At 33.1% G+C, this 19,599-nt stretch carries 20 protein-coding genes, 7 tRNA genes and 1 pseudogene; 3 read left to right on the top strand and 25 right to left on the bottom strand.

The genetic code is table 11. The features are described 5' to 3' along the window. Window positions 1-39: 39 nt before the first annotated feature. The 24 genes from rsmH to ACYQ3D_RS01595 form a co-directional block, all read right to left on the bottom strand. Window positions 40-972, bottom strand: a complete 933-nt coding sequence (rsmH, locus tag ACYQ3D_RS01480) for a 16S rRNA (cytosine(1402)-N(4))-methyltransferase RsmH (protein WP_459835401.1) — start codon at window positions 970-972, stop codon at window positions 40-42. A 346-nt stretch (window positions 973-1,318) separates the two neighbouring features. Further along, the gene (locus tag ACYQ3D_RS01485) at window positions 1,319-1,918 is read right to left on the bottom strand and encodes a LysO family transporter (RefSeq protein ID WP_459835403.1); all 600 of its coding nucleotides are present in this window, start codon (window positions 1,916-1,918) and stop codon (window positions 1,319-1,321) included. Window positions 1,919-1,921: 3 nt separating this feature from the next. Next, complete coding sequence (locus ACYQ3D_RS01490; protein ID WP_459835404.1) at window positions 1,922-2,194, bottom strand: LysO family transporter; 273 nt, start codon at window positions 2,192-2,194, stop codon at window positions 1,922-1,924. Window positions 2,195-2,303: 109 nt separating this feature from the next. Then, entirely contained in the window at window positions 2,304-3,866 is a 1,563-nt protein-coding gene (locus ACYQ3D_RS01495) for a LysM peptidoglycan-binding domain-containing protein (RefSeq protein WP_459835407.1), read from the bottom strand. After that, a complete protein-coding gene (locus tag ACYQ3D_RS01500; RefSeq protein ID WP_459835410.1) occupies window positions 3,853-4,377 on the bottom strand; it encodes a hypothetical protein in 525 nt (174 codons plus the stop codon). Before ACYQ3D_RS01500 ends, ACYQ3D_RS01495 begins: the two co-directional genes overlap by 14 nt. A 6-nt stretch (window positions 4,378-4,383) precedes the next feature. Then, entirely contained in the window at window positions 4,384-4,938 is a 555-nt protein-coding gene (locus tag ACYQ3D_RS01505; RefSeq protein ID WP_459835413.1) for a type IV pilus inner membrane component PilO, read from the bottom strand. Window positions 4,939-4,949: 11 nt separating this feature from the next. Further along, complete coding sequence (locus ACYQ3D_RS01510) at window positions 4,950-5,501, bottom strand: PilN domain-containing protein (protein ID WP_459835415.1); 552 nt, start codon at window positions 5,499-5,501, stop codon at window positions 4,950-4,952. Beyond that, the gene (gene pilM, locus ACYQ3D_RS01515) at window positions 5,494-6,528 is read right to left on the bottom strand and encodes a type IV pilus assembly protein PilM (RefSeq protein ID WP_459835417.1); all 1,035 of its coding nucleotides are present in this window, start codon (window positions 6,526-6,528) and stop codon (window positions 5,494-5,496) included. Before pilM ends, ACYQ3D_RS01510 begins: the two co-directional genes overlap by 8 nt. 14 nt (window positions 6,529-6,542) lie before the next feature. Next, complete coding sequence (locus ACYQ3D_RS01520; protein ID WP_459835419.1) at window positions 6,543-7,634, bottom strand: hypothetical protein; 1,092 nt, start codon at window positions 7,632-7,634, stop codon at window positions 6,543-6,545. A gap of 1 nt (window position 7,635) precedes the next feature. Then, window positions 7,636-8,157 carry a PilW family protein gene (locus ACYQ3D_RS01525; protein ID WP_459835422.1) on the bottom strand — a complete coding sequence of 174 codons (522 nt, stop codon included), beginning with the start codon at window positions 8,155-8,157 and terminating at the stop codon, window positions 7,636-7,638. Window positions 8,158-8,161: 4 nt separating this feature from the next. Continuing rightward, window positions 8,162-8,500 carry a type IV pilus modification PilV family protein gene (locus ACYQ3D_RS01530; protein ID WP_459835425.1) on the bottom strand — a complete coding sequence of 113 codons (339 nt, stop codon included), beginning with the start codon at window positions 8,498-8,500 and terminating at the stop codon, window positions 8,162-8,164. Window positions 8,501-8,794: 294 nt separating this feature from the next. After that, complete coding sequence (locus ACYQ3D_RS01535) at window positions 8,795-9,532, bottom strand: prepilin peptidase (protein ID WP_459835429.1); 738 nt, start codon at window positions 9,530-9,532, stop codon at window positions 8,795-8,797. Then, a complete protein-coding gene (locus tag ACYQ3D_RS01540; protein ID WP_459835432.1) occupies window positions 9,525-11,297 on the bottom strand; it encodes an O-antigen ligase family protein in 1,773 nt (590 codons plus the stop codon). The genes ACYQ3D_RS01535 and ACYQ3D_RS01540 overlap by 8 nt, the downstream gene beginning before the upstream one ends. A gap of 76 nt (window positions 11,298-11,373) precedes the next feature. Further along, a complete protein-coding gene (locus ACYQ3D_RS01545; RefSeq protein WP_459835434.1) occupies window positions 11,374-11,760 on the bottom strand; it encodes a type IV pilin protein in 387 nt (128 codons plus the stop codon). Window positions 11,761-11,816: 56 nt separating this feature from the next. After that, window positions 11,817-13,028, bottom strand: a complete 1,212-nt coding sequence (locus tag ACYQ3D_RS01550; RefSeq protein ID WP_459835461.1) for a type II secretion system F family protein — start codon at window positions 13,026-13,028, stop codon at window positions 11,817-11,819. Between the two features lie 19 nt (window positions 13,029-13,047). Continuing rightward, window positions 13,048-14,091: a type IV pilus twitching motility protein PilT gene (locus ACYQ3D_RS01555; protein ID WP_459835437.1), complete on the bottom strand. Its 1,044-nt coding sequence runs from the start codon at window positions 14,089-14,091 to the stop codon at window positions 13,048-13,050. A gap of 20 nt (window positions 14,092-14,111) precedes the next feature. Continuing rightward, complete coding sequence (pilB, locus tag ACYQ3D_RS01560) at window positions 14,112-15,797, bottom strand: type IV-A pilus assembly ATPase PilB (protein WP_459835439.1); 1,686 nt, start codon at window positions 15,795-15,797, stop codon at window positions 14,112-14,114. 136 nt (window positions 15,798-15,933) lie between these two features. Then, window positions 15,934-16,010, bottom strand: a tRNA-His gene (locus ACYQ3D_RS01565). 67 nt (window positions 16,011-16,077) lie between these two features. Then, window positions 16,078-16,154, bottom strand: a tRNA-Arg gene (locus ACYQ3D_RS01570). A 6-nt stretch (window positions 16,155-16,160) separates the two neighbouring features. Beyond that, a tRNA-Gly gene (locus ACYQ3D_RS01575) sits at window positions 16,161-16,237 on the bottom strand. A gap of 7 nt (window positions 16,238-16,244) precedes the next feature. Continuing rightward, window positions 16,245-16,320 (bottom strand) — tRNA-Phe (locus ACYQ3D_RS01580). Between the two features lie 30 nt (window positions 16,321-16,350). After that, window positions 16,351-16,426, bottom strand: a tRNA-Met gene (locus ACYQ3D_RS01585). Window positions 16,427-16,430: 4 nt separating this feature from the next. Continuing rightward, window positions 16,431-16,506: transfer RNA gene (locus ACYQ3D_RS01590), tRNA-Lys, on the bottom strand. A gap of 620 nt (window positions 16,507-17,126) precedes the next feature. Beyond that, a complete protein-coding gene (locus tag ACYQ3D_RS01595) occupies window positions 17,127-17,585 on the bottom strand; it encodes a hypothetical protein (RefSeq protein WP_459835442.1) in 459 nt (152 codons plus the stop codon). 108 nt (window positions 17,586-17,693) lie between these two features. Between ACYQ3D_RS01595 and ACYQ3D_RS01600 the strand changes: the two genes are divergently transcribed. The 3 genes and pseudogenes from ACYQ3D_RS01600 to tnpB all read left to right on the top strand — a co-directional run bounded on the left by ACYQ3D_RS01600 (window position 17,694) and on the right by tnpB (window position 19,254). Further along, window positions 17,694-17,951, top strand: a complete 258-nt coding sequence (locus tag ACYQ3D_RS01600; protein WP_459835445.1) for a hypothetical protein — start codon at window positions 17,694-17,696, stop codon at window positions 17,949-17,951. Between the two features lie 115 nt (window positions 17,952-18,066). After that, entirely contained in the window at window positions 18,067-18,222 is a 156-nt protein-coding gene (locus ACYQ3D_RS01605; RefSeq protein WP_459835464.1) for a transposase, read from the top strand. Further along, a pseudogene (gene tnpB, locus ACYQ3D_RS01610) lies at window positions 18,192-19,254 on the top strand (IS200/IS605 family element RNA-guided endonuclease TnpB). The gene ACYQ3D_RS01605 and the pseudogene tnpB overlap by 31 nt, the downstream one beginning before the upstream one ends. Window positions 19,255-19,494: 240 nt before the next feature. On the opposite strand, the gene ACYQ3D_RS01615 reads toward tnpB, so the two are convergent. Beyond that, a tRNA-Ala gene (locus tag ACYQ3D_RS01615) sits at window positions 19,495-19,570 on the bottom strand. Window positions 19,571-19,599: the final 29 nt, after the last annotated feature.

Raw genomic sequence — 19,599 nt, forward strand, 5'->3', positions numbered from 1 at the left:
TAGAACTTGCAGAATCTCTAACCTAAATAATAACTCAAATTATTTTTTCTCAGCTACTCTTAATTTAGCACTTCTTGCTCTAGAATTACGATCAATTTCTTCTTCAGTAGGCGAAACTGAACTCTGAGTTATAATCTCCACTTCCGCTTGCCGGTCACAACCACAAACTGGAAGTTTGGGAGGACAAATACAATCCAGGGCCAACTCCTTAAAGTTCTGTTTAACAATTTTATCCTCTAGGGAATGAAAACTAATGACACAAATTCGGCCGCCAGGCTTTAATCTTGCTACAGCATCTTCTAAGGTATTCTCCACTACTTCTAATTCATTATTAACTGCTATTCTTAACGCTTGAAAAGTCCTTTTAGCAGGATGAGGACCTGTCCGGCGGGCTGGAGCAGGGATAGCATCTTTAATTACCTCTACTAGTTGGGTAGTGGTCTCCAACCTATCTTGCTTTCTGCGATCAACAATAAACTGAGCAATTCTACTAGCCCATTTTTCTCCTCCATATTTCCGAATGATTTCTGTTAATTGATCTGCAGAATAATCATTAACTATATCCGCAGCAGTTTGAGATTTTCTCTGATCCATTCTCATATCTAAATGAGCTTCATATCTATAACTAAAGCCTCGCTCTGGATTATCCAACTGATAAGAAGAAACACCTAAATCAAATAAAATACCATCCACTAAATCTATTCCTAATTCATCTAAAATATAAGTTAAATTTTCGTAGTTATCTCTGATTAAATCAGTCTGGACATCATACTGGCTCAATCTTGCAGTAGCTTCTGCAATAGCCGCTTGATCCTGATCAATCCCCACTAACCGACCTTGCTCAAGCTGCTGAATAATTGCTTCTGCATGACCTCCCCCACCCAAAGTACAATCAACATAGGTGCCATCTGATTGGCAATCAAGATAAGTTATTACTTCGTCTAATAAAACAGGTATATGATTAAATTCCATAATTATCCCCCACTTATTTTTAAGTATTTAGTTGCTAAAGACATTACATATTTTATTATATCCAGCTTGATTTCTCAATACAATTTGGTATTAAAAGTAAAAAGATATTTTTAATACCTGTTGTAGCTAGTAAAATAGAAAAATTGTAACTTTTTCTATTCCCACACATAAATATAAAATAAGGGAACAGTCCAAATTAAGCTATTCTCAGAAGGGAGGTCACACTATGAAGATTGACTTCTTATTTGCTTGGTCTAAAGATGAAGACAATTTAAAATCTGTAGGTGGGGGCTTTAACGTACCCGCTCCTTTTAAATGGATATTCTCCATCTTCAAAAAATAAATTTTATAATTTAATTAATAGCGGAACCAAAATAGGAACTAAAGCAGATAAAACAGCACCACTAATAAAAGAAATAACTACTATTTCTGGATCATCAATAGCCTCAGAAATCAAAGGCAAAGTAGTATCCATTGTAGTGGCTCCACCAGGAGCAATAACTACTAAATCAGCTCCTAACTTAGCTATCATAGGAATTAAAATAATAGCTAGAACTTCTCTAAATACATTAGTCAAAAAAGCTAAAGCACCCAATTGAGCACTATACATCTCAGCTAATAAAACCCCAGATAAACTATACCAACCAAAGCCAGCTCCTACAGCACTAGTTTCATTCAGCGGTAAACCTAATAAGCTACCACTTATTATGGCTCCTACTATACTTCCTATAGCAATCAATAGAGGAATTAACAAGACTTTAACTCCTAACTTTTTTAATTTATGTAATAAGTCTTGGTTACTTCCAATATCTATTCCTACCCCTAATAATAAGATAGCTAATAATAAATTGGATATCTCTGCTAGAGAACTAATCCACAGGCTAGGGAGCCAAAAATAACCTAATAAGATTCCAAGAATAATTACAATAATAATAGCCAATAACATACTCTAATGCCCCCTATTACTTACAATTTTAAAAAGTAATATTACTAATATACTACCTACCACAGCACCACTAGCTAAAATAAAAGCCTGTAGGCCTAAGTGGTTAAGATTAGTTACTATTTGTTGATCAGCTCCAATCTGTAAGCCCATTGTAAATAATAATAAAAATAAGCCCCCTAATACTAGCTGATCAGTTAACTTTAATACAGCCTGAGGTAACAACTCAAAATAACCTATTAATAGACCAGCACCTAAAGCTAAAATAATCACTTCCATATTTCTGCCCCCTATAATCTATCCCTTATAATTATAACATAGTTATTAGGATTTTGCAGAAATAAACTAAGTCTGATAATTAAAGGCTTTCTAATCGATTAGAAAGCCTTTAATTGTTTTTATCAAAATCCTCCACTCTATCTGTTGGCTTTACTTTTGTTGGTAACACAAGCTGCAGTCCAGTTATTGTTTCTAACTTTTCTAGATTATTCATCTTTATAACTTGTTGTCTAGTAATATCATACTCTGTAACAATTTGCTCTATAGTATCTCCAGCCTGGACTCGATAATAATGATCCTTTGGTACTGGAATCTTAATCACCTGGCCTGGTTTTAAATCAGGCAGTGTTTTAAAATCATTAAACTTTATAAGTTCAGCAAAAGAAAGGTTAAATAACTCACTAAGATTCCAGAGTGTATCTCCAGCCTGAACTTCATAATCATAAGTGACTATCTGTTTATTATCTTGCACCTTAGTATTAGTTTTAGCTGCTTTATCTTCTATGATCTTAGGCGTAATAAAAATAACTAACTCTTTTTTTGTTTCTTCAGTACTACTACTTTGAAATAACTTCCCTAAAATCGGTAGATCGCCTAAAAAAGGAACTTTAGACAAGTTTTTTAATTCTTTTTCTTTAATCAAGCCTCCAATAGCAATTGTCTGACCATCTTCCACTCTAACATTAGTTTGAGCTTGTCTAGTACTAATAATTGGATATTTAGCAGTTTTAAGTTCCTTATAACGACTAACAATGCTCACTTCAGGATTAACCTTAATAAACACTTTATTTGGACTAGTAATCCGAGGTGTAATCTTTAGACTAATTCCTACATCTTTAAACTCAACTCTAGTTTCACCATCAGAGTTAGTCTGCGGGATTGGGACCTGATCTCCAATATTAATCCTAGCTTCCTTTCCGGTCACTGTAGTTATCTGCGGATTAGCTAATACAGAAGCATGCCCGCGATCTTCTAACAGACGCAAAAACTTTTTGTAGTTTACTCCGATACCTGTATTTCCAATCTCTACAGTTTCTTCATCACTAGCACTAAATTTAAAAGAACTAAAATTACCAATATCCCAGTTCAAACCTAATTCTTCTAACCTATCCCGAGACATTTCTTCTATTCTAGCTTGTAAAACAACCTGTCTTTTAGCTTGATCTAACTGCTTGATTACTCGTTTAATCATCGGGATCTGACTTTGATAAGCAGTCACTACTAAACTTTTAGTCCTGTCATCTACTTTAATTAGCCCCTCTTTTATTAAAGAATCTAAACTTTTTTTTACTTCTTGTGGTTCAGAATTTTGTAACTTAAAAACATCAGTTATTTTTTCTCCAAATCCTTGTCTAAGCTTCTCAGGAGCTGCTACTAGTACAGTATTATTAACAACCTTATAATCTAAGCCATTTGTTTTAGCTAACAATTCTACTGCTGCCAAAAAAGTAATCTCCTCTAAATGAACTGTTACTTTACCTTGCACCGAACTATCAGTAATTACATTTTTATCAGCTACATCTGCTAAGGCTCTAAAAGCATCTTTCAAATCGATTTCTTTAAAATTAAGATTAATACCAGTCTGCTGGCTGTCTTTGGCCCCCACTTGGCCGGTAGTAATTATAAGTAACAATAATAGTATAATAGCAATTTTTTTCTTAATCTTTTGCACCTCCTAAATGGTAGATCAAATACTCTCCACTCCTTTTCACCCTCACTCTATCCTCCAGTATGTTATCAATTTCTAAGCCATTAATTTTATCTCCTACTTGTAATATATAACTATTTCCGTCTCCAGTAGCAACAATTACTTTTTGCTTAGCTTGATTGTTAATAACTCCTACAAACTTAATTTTAGGCTGAGTTATATTTTCTTTTCCTTCTGGTTTATTTTTAGTTGTTTTATTAGCTTTTTTATTATCTTTCTGCTTAGTTAAAATAGATTTAAATGGATTAGTTTTAGTATCATATTGCTCGAGAGTAACTGATTTATCAGCAGCTGAAATATTTATTTCTGCTTCTAAATCAACTTCCTGTTGCTTAGAAACCATTTCTTCCATCTCCGCTTTGAAACCAGTCAAATCTTGACTTTGATTTAAATCTAAGGCTTGAAAAGCTGTTAGTCCACTTAAAATAACTATTAATAAAGCTAAACTAGTAATTAACAACCAGTTACTTTCCATATTAAATTACTCCCTTTTAGCTGAACTTAAAATATAAGCTACTAATTCCATTTCAACTGTCACTTCATCACTTTGAGTCAGAGGAGCTGAAATATTTAGTTCTTCCACTCTAACTAAATAATTTAATTGTTTAATCTTTTTAAGAGATCTTAAAAAATCTTCATACTTCGCTTTTAATTTTAATTTAATAGGAAATTTAAGATATTTATCTTCTTCTATCATAGACTGAGGCGTTATTGTTATTAAATCAATATCCGTGGCAACCACAAGTTCATTAACATCCACAATTAATTTCGCTTTAGCTCCTGATTTCAAAAAGTCTGTTTGGTCATCATTTAATTTCTTCAATGATTTGTATTTTGTAGTTAACATCTCCTTGTTATTCACTTTCTTACTTTTGATCTTTAAGTGATTGACTTTCCTGTCTAATTTTTGATTTAATCTCTTTAATTTATTAACTTGTGGCTGATAGAAATAAAAATAAAATCCGACCCCTAAAACTAAAACTAATCCTAGAACAATTATTAACCTTTCTCTCCGGCTTAACTTGGCCCCTAGCATCAATCTCCTCCTTATTTACTATCAGCTATCTTTCCTACAACTCGATAATAAACTAGCTGCTTAACATTATAATTTTCATTGACTAACTTTTTTTCTTCTATAGCTACTATAGATATCTCTTTAAAGAAAACACTACTTTGTAATCCATTAACAAGTAAACTTAGTTTCCTGCGTTCCCGAGTATAACCAGCTAGTTGAAACTGATTAGAATCAGCAATAGTAAATTCTGAAATCCAACTTTTTTGGGGAACTATCTTGCCTAACTTATATAACAGAAGATCCCAAGTTATTTGAGTATCAACTAGATCCTGTTTTTCTTTAATAGCAGTTTTTAGTTTAGTAATCTTTGTTTCTAACTCATTAACTTCTTTAAACTGAGGATTGAGTTCATTTAATTTATTAGTTACTAAGTTCAACTTAGCTTGCTTTCTTTTGATTTTAAACAATAGATTTAAGTAAGTTACTATTAATCCTAATATTATAACAATAAACAAAATTATAAATAATATCTGTTTAACATTTAATTTTTTAGCTTTATACTTTGGGGGTAATAAATTAATCATCCTTTTCTAACCCCCTAATAGCTAATCCAATTGCTACTCCTAATAGTTGAGCTATATCCTCTGTAAAATCTTGGTCTGCAATTGTAATCCAGTTAAATCCATTTAAAACTTCTATTTCAATTCCAAACTCATCTGTCAAATGACCAACTAATCCACTTAACTTACTTCCGCCCCCAGCTAAAATTAATTTACTTAACTCATAATCTTTATATTCAACTTGAAAATAATCTAAAGAACGATAAATCGCTGTCACCCAACTTCTAATTACAGGACTTAACTCAGGATCCTGGAAAATATTATTATTGAGTTTGTAATCTCTAGCCGCTGCTAAATCTAATTGGTAGGAATCTGCTATTTCTTCTGTGAAATATCTCCCAGCTGATTTTATAGTTCGAGTAAATAACAATTTCCCCTGGCGATAAATAGATACATCTGTAGTCTGAGACCCAATATCTACTAAGCCAATAACTTGGTTAGGATGTGAATGTTGGAGTACTTTAGCCATTGCCGTTGGTTCAATCCCAATTACCAAAGGCTTTAAATCTAATAACTCAAATAATTCCAAATAGCTATTGATTATCTTTTCATCAACTGCCACTACTACTAATTCATAATCTCCAGTTTCTTTTTGCTTCAGAATTTCATAATCTAACATCGCTTCATCTACTGGTAAAGGTAATTGTTCTTTAGCTTCCCACTTAACAGCCTCATCTAGTTCTTCTAGGGGCATTTTAGGAATTTCTATAGTTCTAATAATCACCTGTTCTCCACTAATAGCTGCTACTACTTTATTAGCAGTAAACTTATTTTCTGTAAATAAAAAATTAATTTCCTCTGCTAATAAATCAATTCTAGTTAATTGGCCCTCTGTAACTGCACCTTGAGGAGTTACTGCTGTACCATAACTAGTTATGGTTAATTCATTTGCTTGATTAGCGACTTCTACTACCTTAATTAAATCACTCCCAATATCAAGCCCAATCACTTTATTATTAAATAAATTCCAGAGTTTATCTAATAATCTCATTTTCACACCCCACTCTACTTCTCTTGCCAGTTGATCAATTTCAAATCAATTACTTTAGTATCTTCTTTATCTATTCCGTTCTCTCTCTCAGCTGAGGGTATCTCAATTCCATTAGCAGTAAAAGTATCCAAATAGGAATCAGCAAAACTAAAGTTTAAATTATTACCTAGTGCTATAGATCTGTTTGCTATTATGCTTCCTCTAATGTTAGCATTGTTCCCTACTGTAATACTTTCTTTAGAATATACCAAACCTTGCAGATTAAAATTATTACCTATCATAACATCACCAGTTACTATTATTAAAAAATAATCACTAGTATCTTTATTGATCTCTACCTGATTACCAATTGTTAAGTTACCTTTAACTACTAATATTCCCTTCCCCTTAATCTGGAGATTATTTCTAAGATTAAGGTCTCCTGTAACATAAGTAATCTCTTTTCCATTAATAATATCACTATTTCTTTGCTGCTGGCTATTACTATTGATTATTGTAGTAGCTTCTTCTTCCAACTCAGTGATATTTAGAGCTGGAAATAGAGAGTTAAAATTACTTTCACCTTGATTAGACTTTATACTAAGATCCATTGTATTATTGCCTAAACTTACTGGTCCTGCTGCATAAAGACCGCCTCCACTCACTAAAACATTATTACCTACAGCAATAGTTTTCCCCACAACAGGGTAGTTAAAAGCTGGACTATAATCAGGCGAGGCTTGACTATAAGAATAAGTAGCAGCTACAACCTTAGTTGCATCTTGATAACTTCCTTTACTACTAATAGTTAGCTTATCAGCAGTTAGCTCTTTTTTAATTGACTCAAGATCTCCCTTCATCGAATCAGATAGCTGACTTAGAGAGTTAGATTTTACTTTGAAATTATTATCTTCTTTTTGCCCCCAAACACTATTATCATTAATCCGAGCCGTAGCATACTCTAGGCCTGCTTCAGCTAAATAAAAAGCTTTAACTTTCTTTTCTCGCTGCGAAGTCATCCTTAATTCATTATTCAATAACTGTCCCATACTAGTTACTAACATCATTAATACAATTATGACTACTAAAGCTAAATAAATAATTGAACCTTCATTATTTGCCGCCATCTTATTTTATCCCTTCTTCTGCCTGTCTAAGATGGATCTTATGGTTCCTTAATTGATAATTCTGACTTTGCTTGGTCAAAATTAAACTTATAGTTACTACTTTATCTTCTTCATTATAGCTAAACTCAAAAGCATCCACTACTCCAGATATAATAGATTCACCTTTTATCCTCTCCCAATCTTCTCTAGTAGGCCAGTCCTCAATCCCGGAAATGATTTTATAATAAACTCTATTATCTGCAGCAGAAAAACAATATTTTTTATATTTGTCATTTGCTAGTTTAATTACTACTTCAGAGCTAGTCTTAGTTTGGACCATCTTTGCTTGTCTGAGTTCCTGCTCTAATTTAAGACTAATTATTCTTGCTTGTTGTTGTAAATCAATTTGTTGGTGGTTAAACTGCCAACTCTGCCAACCAGTTAAAAAAATATTATACAGTCCAGTACTTACTAGACTAAAAATAACTAGGCCAATCATCATTTCAACTAAGGTAAACCCTTCCGCATCTCCTAATTGCTTCATCTCATCACCTGCTTGCAAGCAAAGTCTGTAACTGTAAACTTTTAGTTTGGCCCCAAGAAATAGTTATCGTTATTTTTTTAAGGTCCTCAGCTGCTTGATAATCATCTAGCACAACCTGTCTATCAAATGGAGATATTGACTCTGTCTTCTCTGCTGCCTTAGTTTCTAATCTATTAAATTCAGTAGCCTTAATTTCTTCCATTGCTTGTTGGGCCAACTGTAAAGCCTCCGATCTTAGCCCACTTTCATAAGTCAGTCTAGTCTGATTAATAAAGAATCCCATGATAGGCAATAAAGCAGTAGTCAAAATAGTTATTCCAATCATTACTTCTATTAAAGTCATTCCCGCTTCTGTTACTAAATATTTCTTTAATTTTATACTAATCACCTGCTTCTAAAATGGCATAAAATTGATATATTGTGTCGTGTGCTGTGTGCGGATGCTTTTTATCACGGAAAGTTTCTGTGAAACTTGTAGGATCTGCTAATTCAAAACACTTAAATTCTAAATCTAAACCTTTATAATTCTTATGTTCTAAGGGGTCAGGGGTTAACTGTTTCTATGGTTTTGAATTTGATTCGGCTCACGACACATAGCAGACGACAGATAGCTGTGGCACAAAAGTGCCACTTTATATCAATACAATTGCAGATAGAAATTAATTATTTCCTCGCTCCATAATAAAACCACTATAGTCCCCAGAGCAATAAAAGGGCCAAAAGGCACCTTGCTTGTCCCCCTTTTATTTCCTAATCCAATTAGGATTAATCCTATAATTGAACCTACTACAGAGCCACAAAAGATGACTAATAGTGTATCTCTAACTCCTAGAAAAGTTCCAATCATTGCTACTAATTTAACATCCCCTAATCCCATTTTACCTAATAAAGCAATCACTAATAATAAACCAGCTGGAATTAACAAACCTAATAAAGATTCTATAATAGAGATATAATTCCCATAAATACTACTTACCAACCCTAATATAAGTCCCCCATAAGTAATTTGATTAGGAATAATCATCTCTTGGAGATCAATAATACTAATTGGAATTAATAAAGATACTAACACAAGATAAGTTCCTAATTGAAAGCTAACTTGATATTCTCCTAATAAAAATAAAAAAAGAAAAGCTGTTAATAATTCTACTAGAGGATACTGATAAGATATTTTAGTTTGACAATAACGACATCTACCTTTGGTAGCTAAAAAACTAATTACAGGAATCAAATCTAAAGGAGCTAATCTAGTTTTACACTCTGGACAATGGGAGCCAGGATAGATAATTGATTCTCCTGCAGGCAAGCGATAAACTACTACATTTAAGAAACTACCGATGATTAATCCCAAACTAAAGATTAAAATTTCAATCACTACTCTCACCTATTTCTAAATCTTTAATTTTCAAATTAGTACTGATCCCTATTCCTAATAAAACCCAAAAAACAGGAGCTACTCCAATCACGCTATCATTAAATAAGCCAGCTATTGCATAAGCAAAACAAGCAACAAAAACTGCAGCGCCAACTTTACTATAAAAATCATCTAATCTGCTAGTCCAATATAACTGAATACTGGATAAAAAATACCCCCCTAAAATAGTTACTAGTGCTAATAAAGAAATCACTCCTGTATTAATTGCTACCTGTAAATACAGATTATGAGGCTTATCTACTATTACTTTAGTACTATTAAAAGTAATTAACTTACCTACATTATCATACTGGGGAAAATAGAGAGCATAAGTATCCGGACCATAACCAGTTAAAATAGTATCTTTTATCAGTGGCAAAGACCTAGACCAAATATAACCCCGACCTGAGCCTAATCTTTCTAATCCTGCAAACCCCCACTTTTCAACCGGGTCTGTCTTATATACTTGATTAGCAAAACCAATAATCCCTAATTCCTTGTTAGGACTAGTTATAATTTTAAAGTTAACTTCTTTGGCTCCATAAGTGAAATGTAATATATTTTTAGGCTTTATTTTAAATTGATAATCTTGGTATCTATTATCCTGTAGCTTAATTACTCCCGTTTCTTCAGTTAAGTTATACCTGATTTTCTCTCCACTACTATCTGTAAATAAAAATTTATTATTCTCTAATAATTTCAGCTGTAACTTAGTCTCGTTAGTAATGATTGTTAACTGGTCTTGGTCAATTATTATATCTTTAATAGTCTCGGCTTGCTTCCCCGTAACAATTTGGGCCTCCTGCTGGAAAGAAAATACTTCTTGAACTAATCGATTATTACCAACATAATTCATCATTATAAATACAAGACTAAAACCAATCCCTAAGATAAGTATTGACTTCCACTTGTCAATTAACTTCTGGCCTACTAATAAACACAACAAACTAATAGCACCTACTCCACCAACTAGACCAGCTCGAGACAGACAACCAAACCAATTAGAAAAGATTAGCAGATTCAAAATACCTAGAACCATCTTGGTTCGCTTATCTGTAACTAAGATATATAAAGCAGTTCCTAGAGCTAATAACATTCCTGTATAACTTCCTACATAGTTGGGATTATAAAGAGTAGCAAAAATAGAATCAAAGTTAATATTTATTTTATCAATTATATTATATAATTCAGTAGGTAGAATAAACTTTTTTCCGAAAACTGTAGTAAACAAATCAAAACCAAAATATTGAGTCAGACCTACTAATGATATGATGATTGCTGAAAGGAATAAAGAAGTAAATAAAAACTTAATATCTTTTTCATAGTCTACTAAATTTATCGTTATAAATAAGACTAACAGATAACCTACTAATACCAAAGCACCTTCATACCGCTCTGGAAAGCCCCAAATAGCTACCTCAGGTACTGCTGAATAGTAGGTGGATAGCATAATACAAATTAGATACACTTCTATTGCTAGATAGTAATAAGTCTGTTTTATTTTTTTAGTCCGATAAAGATAGATTAAAAATAATCCGATAGCTATTGCACTAGCAAATAAAAAAGCAATCATTTTATAATAAGCAAAGAAATCTATCTCTTTCGACCAGTAATCAACTACTACTCCATCTAGCTTAATCTGTTTAGCAAAGACTATTAAAGGTACAACCCCAATAATAAAACTAAGTGGTAACAAATAAATAATGTTAGATTGCTTATCTTCCATTTAACCTCACCACCTACAACCCTTAAAGAATAGAGGACTCAGCACCATAAATAGTGCTGAGCTTAACAATTATTAATTAGTCATTTGAACTTACACTTATACCACCAGAAGTAAGGGTAACTGTTGTACCATCAACATCTTTAGTTACTTTATAATCGGAATCAGAATCACTATCATCATCAATAGTATAATCACCTTCAACTTCAACATACTCTTCAATATCAGTAATATCATCAGGATACTCTCCATTTTCTGCATTGTACATCACTAACCCTGATTTAATACTTCTTAGAGTACTCTTTACTGAGGCAATCTCTGCTTTATCTCTTACTCCTCCAAACTTAGGAATAGCAATTCCGGCTAACGTACCAATTACAGCAATCACAATCATCAATTCAATTAAAGTAAAACCTGTTTCCTGGCGCCCTATTCTAGCTAGCTTTTCTTTTAATTTGCTTAACATTCTTCCACTTCCTTTCTATAATTTCAGTAATGAGGATGGTCACTCGTCACTGATCACTATACGCCTTGAATCATATTAAATAACGGTAGCATTACTGCAGTAACAATTCCCCCTACTACTAATCCCAAGATTAACAACATTGCTGGCTCAATAAAAGATACTACTCGCTCTAACGTATGTTCTATTTCTTGGTCATAAAAGTTAGCTACTCGTTCCAACATTTGATCTAAAGTTCCTGTCTCTTCTCCTATTTTAATCATTTGCACAAACATTTGAGGAAATAAATTACTTTTCTCTAACGGTAGAATTATACTCTGACCTTGACTGATACTCTGCCGAGCTTCTAAAATTTTATCTGTAATTACCTGGTTACTAACTAGTTTGCTTATCACCTCCAAACCTTCTAAGATAGAAACCCCACTAGCCAATAAAACTCCTAATGTTCTACTAAATCTACCAATCGAAAGTTTTATAATAACATCACCAATAATAGGTACTTTTAATAGCAATCCATCGATTTTTCTTCTTCCTTGTCCGGTTTGGTAGTAATATTTAATTAATAAAACCAATATAACTATTAAAGCTAAAACTAAATACCAATAATTATTCATAAATTGACTGAGTTTTAACAAAACCCTAGTAGTTAGTGGTAGCTTAATACTAAAGTCTTTAAACATCTCGACAAAAGTAGGTAAAATAAAGGTTACTAAAAAGAAGACAACATTAATTGATAACAAACTAATTACTGCTGGATAAACCAAAGCCGAAGTTACCTTTTGTTGAATTTCTCGTTCCCGCTCAAAATGATCAGCCATTTCTTCTAATGTATTATCCAATATACCGCCAGCTTCTCCTGCCTTTACCATACTAATAAATAACCGAGGAAAAATATCATCATATTCCTCTAAAGCCTCTGATAAGCTTTTTCCTTTTTCTACTTCTTCTCGGATTGAACTGATTGCTGATTGTAATTTAGAATTAGAGGTCTGTTCTTCTAAAATACTCAATGACCTAACTAATGATAAGCCCGAATTAATCATAGTTGCAAACTGACGACAAAAAATATTTAAATCTCTTAAGCCGACTCTTCTCCATTTATTTAATAACTCTTGGAGCTTTATTCCTTGCGATTGTTGCTTAATCTTGGTTAAATAATAGCCTCTATCTTTTAATTGATCTACTGCACTATTTTTAGTTCTAGCCTCTATAGTACCCTCTACAAAAGTCCCCGTCTGGTCTCTAGCTTTATAATCAAAAACAGGAGAAATAAGGACACCTCCCTGTAACCTAAATTAAGTTCTGTAATGTCTGCTTATCTCCAGCACTTTCTAAAGCAGCTTCTCTACTGATTTTACGTTGGGTATATAAATCACGTAAAGAATAATCCATAGTATGCATTCCTTCTTCTTTCCCCGTCTGCATTATTGATTCTAGTTGATGGTTTTTTCCTTCTCTAATTAGATTCCGGACTGCTGAATTAGCTACTAGTAATTCAGTTGCTGCCACTCTATCTAATCCATCAATAGTAGGAAGTAATTGTTGGGCTAAAATTCCTTGTAGATTCATAGATAATTGAATTCTAATCTGTTCCTGCTGGTGGGGAGGGAAAACATTAATAATCCGATCAATAGTCTCCGCAGCACTATTAGTATGTAAGGTAGCTAAAACTAAATGACCTGTTTCGGCAGCAGTAATAGCAGTAGATATAGTCTCTAAATCTCTCATCTCACCAACTAAAATAATATCAGGATCTTGGCGTAAAGCAGCTCTTAAACCAGTAGCAAATTCTTGCGTATCCCTTCCAACTTGTCGTTGATTAACTATACTCTGTTTATGCTGATGGACATATTCTACTGGATCTTCTAAAGTAATAATATGTTTACTAGATTGCTCATTAACTAAATCAATCATTGCAGCTAAGGTAGTTGACTTCCCGCTGCCAGTTGGCCCGGTTACCAAAAATAATCCTCTTTGTTGTAGAGCCATTTCTGTTAATTTATCTGGTAATCCCAATTGACTCAAACTTAAAATTTGATTAGGAATGATTCGTAAAACTGCTGCAGGATGATTTTGTTGATAAAAAACATTAACTCTAAATCTATAATCATTCCACTGGTAGGCAAAATCCAATTCTCCTTCTTGCACCAATCTTTCTTCTCTATCTGCTAGCAAATCAGCCACCAATTCTTCAATTTTATCAGCGGTTAAGACTTGCTGATTCATACTTCGTAAATCACCATTAATCCTAGCCATAGGTTCAATTCCTACTGTTAAATGAATATCAGAAGCACCTAGTTTAATCCCTTCCTGTAATAAATTCGCCAACTTCATTCCTAACTCCTCCTAATTGACTATAATTTTGTAACTCGCATTGCTTCTTCTAAGGTAGTTAACCCTTGCTTTACCTTTTGGAAAGCAGAATCCGTAAGAGTCTTCATTCCTTTTTCTTTTGCTATGTCTTCGATTTCAGCTGCTGATGCTTTTTCAATTATCAACTTTTTAATTTCAGAATCAATATCTAATATTTCAAAAATAGCAGTTCTGCCTCGATATCCAGTCTCATTACAATTTCTACAACCTGAACCGTAATAATCAATAAACTCATTCTGTTCTTGTAAATATTCTGCTAAGACTGAATCAATAACTTCATCCTCATTTTCTCTCTTACAATCAGGACAAATTTTTCTTACTAATCTTTGGGCTACAACTCCCATCACTGAAGAAGCTACTAGATAAGGTTCTACTCCCATATTAATTAATCTAGTCAATGCCCCAGCTGATTGATTAGTATGTAGAGTGCTTAATACTAAATGGCCAGTCATAGCAGCATGAATAGCAATTTCTGCTGTTTCTTTATCTCTAATCTCTCCAATCATTATTATATCAGGATCCTGTCGAAGTATAGAACGTAATCCATTAGCAAACTCAAGTCCTGCTTGCGGATTAACTTGAACTTGATTAATCCCCTCTAATCTATATTCTACTGGATCTTCAACGGTAATAATATTTTTATCAGCATCATTTATAGAACTCAAAGCTGAATAAAGAGTAGTAGTTTTTCCACTACCAGTTGGCCCAGTGATCAATAGCATTCCATGAGGTTGACTAATCATCTTTTTAAAAATTGGTTTATGTTCAGGTGAAAAACCTAATTCATCAATTCCCAACATTAAACTTTCTTCATCTAAAATCCTGATAACAACTTTTTCTCCTTCAACTGTAGGTAGAGTAGAAACTCTTAAATCAATTTTTGTCTGGGATAATTTCATTTGAATCCTACCATCTTGAGGAATTCTGCGTTCCGCTATATCCATTTCAGCCATAATTTTAATTCTAGAAACTAAAGCAGAAAGAGTCTGTTTAGGAATTTGCATTTCAGTATGGAGTATACCATCTATTCTATATCGAATTCTTACTTGATCTTCTTCCGGTTCTATATGTATATCACTGGCTCTAGCTTTAACTGCTCTAGAAATAATATTATTGACTAATCTGACTACTGGTGCATCCTGTACCATTTGACGCAGATTACTAGTATTTAAATTACTATCTTCTATTTCTTCCATTGTAGAATCAATATCTGCTATAAATTCTTCTACAATATCATCATCTCCAAAGTATTGATTGATAGCATTTTCTATTTCCTCTTTACTAGAAATAACTGGCGAAACCTCATATCCTGTCTTAATTCTAATATCATCAATTGCTAATACATCTAAAGGGTCTGTCATTGCTACTGTTAAGGTATTATCCTCTTTTTTAACTGGGATTGCTTGATGTCTTTCTGCTAAAGACTTGGAAATCAAATTAATTATTTCTGGATCAATTATTATCTGGTTTAAATCTAACCGAGGAATCCCCAGTTGATATTCCAAAGCTTCCATAACACTTTCTTCAGTTACTAATCCCAGCTCCTCTAAAACAATTCCTAATCTTTTATCAGTCTCTTGTTGCTTTTCTAATGCTTGGCTTAATTCTGCTTCAGTAAGAAATCCAGCTTCAACTAGTATATCTCCCAATCTCTTCTTTTTAATCACTCTGCTCCTCCTTTTTAAACTATTTCTAGTAAACATTATAATAACCATTATATTACATAATATTATTTCCTCTTAATTTTTTTCCTGCTCAACCCTCCAAAAAAATAAAAATTCTTCACCATATGGTGAAGATAATTGGGGTGGATGATGGGAGTTGAACCCACGGCCTCAGGAGCCACAATCCTGCGCTCTAACCAACTGAGCTACATCCACCATGATATTTAATTGATTTTAGCTTTTAATTGTCAATTCTCAATTGTACATTGTAAATTGATTGATGTGGCGTGCTTGGGAGGATTCGAACCCCCGGCCCACGGCTTAGAAGGCCGTTGCTCTATCCAACTGAGCTACAAGCACATAACTTGGAGCGGGAAACCGGACTCGAACCGGCGACACCCAGCTTGGAAGGCTGGTGCTCTAGCCAACTGAGCTACTCCCGCACTAAATTGGTGGCAAGACCCGGATTCGAACCGGGGACACGAGGATTTTCAATCCACTGCTCTACCAACTGAGCTATCTCGCCCTAATAAACTTAACTAATAACTTTTTTATTTGGTTGCGGGGACTGGATTCGAACCAGTGGCCTCCGGGTTATGAGCCCGACGAGCTACCAACTGCTCTACCCCGCGTTATTGGTGAGCCATGGAGGAGTCGAACCTCCGACACCCAGATTAAAAGTCTAGTGCTCTACCAGCTGAGCTAATGGCCCAAATAACTTCTATTGTAGAGATAACCGAGATCGAACCGGTGACCTCTTGTCTGCCGGACAATTATCCTGTCCGACACTTATATACTATACCATTATACTCTTTATTTTTCAAGGGTAAATTTAAAAAATATTATATTACGTGGTATATTGTTGTTGTGAGTTTGTTGCGTAATTATTGTAATTTTAAAATCACATCTTATCCTTTAATCTGGTTTCAACAAATTAAAAAACTGATCTGTTATTTATACTTCTCCTTAAATATGTTTAACGCAAATCAAATTTATTTTCTAGAAGTATCCAATGTACCATTACTATATTATTAATTATTATATCTGAATTTATATTGGCTTAAACCCTGCCATACTGCTTAACAACCCAACCGCTAACTAATCCAAATATAATATGAAGGAGAAATCCTAAGAAATTTGGTATAAGTAATCCTTTATAAATCTCATAATCATTGCCCGTTGATCGAACAATGTATACAAGTAATACTCCTAATAAAGCAGCAAACGTAAAATTAACAGAATAACCCATAATTAAAGATATAGGAATGTTGCCCGCTATTCACGCAATTGAACCAAGTAATATTGGATCCGAAAACAATTCTGATTTTTCCATTATCCTACCTCCTGATCAATTTGTTCTTTAGCCCAAGCACTTCCAGTAAACCACGTAACATAGATAAAGAATGGAATTATTATCTCACTAAAATTCCACCTAAAAATATCAAAGTTAGCTAAAATATTAGAAAATAAAACAGAATAAGCAGCTGCTGATACTATATAAACATATCTTAATACCTTGTGATCAGGCATAAAGTAAAAATACATTATAAACCAAATTGCCCAAGCTAATAGTGGGAAAAATGGTATATCTCTAAAACCAAATGGGCCATAATTAATGTAACCTCCCCATTCTAAAAGATGAGTTACAATAAAAACAGCTAAGAAATCCCCAATAGCACCAAAAATAATACCATAAATTATTAGTTCTCTAATCATCTTTCTGGGTACAAGTGTAACAAGCACTAAAGCTAAAATACCAGTATATATTGCAAAGGTAAAATGAATTGACATTATATCACCTATTCCCATTAAAAGTTACTATTATTTTTTTATAATTAATTTATTATTATACAGAAAGAAGACAATAATTTTAAACCCATATTCGCAAATGAAGAGAAAATGCACGAGTTAGAACATGAAGTTGCTAGCGGTAGTTATGTAGAATTATCTGAAACGAAATCACGTTATAGATTTTATCGACAGAAAACCAGATGGACTTGCCCTCTGGCTGAATGCCGATCTATTCCCGAAGAATGGAAAAATGAACTTGAAAATTTAGTAAGAATCTACTCTGTGGAAGAAGAAACAACATTGACTTATTTAGACCTAATGCGTAGAGCTATACAAGAAAAATATGGGTTGGATAGCAATGAGTAATGACTATAAAAGTTTAAGTCATTGTAAATATTTAATACAATATCATCTTGTATGATGTCTTAAATTTAGATTTGAAGTAATAAAAGGCGATATAAAACAATCATTAAAAAATATTATTGCTAATATATGCGATAAATACCAATATGAAATTTTAGAATTAGAAGTAATGCCAGATCATATACACATCTTTCTATCAACTAAACCAACAATAGCACCTACTGATATAGTTAGAAATTTAGAATTTATCCTAATCACGAACAGCAAGAATTAATAGATAAGATAATAGGTTGTTCTAGATTCATTTACAATGATTTTTTAGCAAAAGCTAAAGAAAGTGAGTATCAATCATATACTAAATATTCTAGACAGCTACCTCAATTAAAAAAAGAATATGAGTGGTTAAAAGAAGTTGATAGCATTGCATTGCAACAATCACTTAAAGATTTAGATAAAGCATTCAAAAACTTCTTTGAGGGTAGAAGTAATTTTCCTAAATTTAAATCTAAAAAGAAATCTAGATTATCATATAGAACACAAAAATTCATTAAACCTAGTGGTTAAACCAATATTGAGATTAAAAATAATAAAATTAAATTACCTAAACTATCTTGGGTTAAATTTGCTAAATCTAAAGAGGTTAAAGGTAAAATTAATAATGTTACAGTTTCTAAATCTAGAACAGGTAAATACTATATTTCAATTAATGTTAGGCAGGTTCTAAAAACTGTTGTTAATAATAATCAAGGGGAGTTAGGATTAGATTTAGGTAACTACTTCTGATGGAGAACATATATTAAACCCTAGACATCTTTCTGAATATGAAGATAAATTAGCCAAACTTCAAAAGAGATTAGCTCGTAAAGAAGAAGGTAGCAATAATTGACATAAACTTAAAAAGAAAATTGCTAAAGTTCATATTGAAATTAAGAATGTTCGTAAAGACTTTTTGCATAAACTGTCCACTAGGCTAACAAAGGAGAACCAACTTTTAGTCATAGAGGACCTGAATATAAAAGGTATGCTTAAAAATTCAAAACTAGCCAAACATATCTCTGATTGTGCTTGGAATATGTTTATTACTATGCTGGAATATAAAAGCAAATGGTATGATTACACATTACACAAAGTAGATAGATTTTTTGCTAGTAGTCAAACTTGTAATGAGTGTGGTGTTAAAAACCAAAAAGTCAAAAACCTATCAGTTCGTACTTGGACTTGTAAGTGTGGAGCAACCAACAATAGAGATATAAATGCTAGTAAGAATTTGCTTAATCAAGGCAAATTAGAATTAGGTATAAATTAGTTTCATTAGGGTAGGGCTTACCCGAATTTACGCCTTTGGAGAGAAAGTAAGACCTACTCAATCTACCATTCGGTATGCTTTAAGTAGGCAATTCTCTATGAATAAGGAATCCTCGGTGGCTTGCCCCGGGGAGGGTCAATTTAAACTCTTTGTTGTGAAATTATTGCGAGGTCCACAAAAAATACAAAAATAGCCCGTATTAAAACAGGCTATTACTTCTATAATATCAGTAATTGTAGATGGTGGAGATAACCGGGTTCGAACCGGTGACCTCTTGTCTGCCAGACAAGCGCTCTCCCAGCTGAGCTATATCCCCTCCAGCAATATTTTAATGGTGGGCGAAAC

It is taken from the genome of Halanaerobaculum tunisiense (assembly GCF_054657635.1).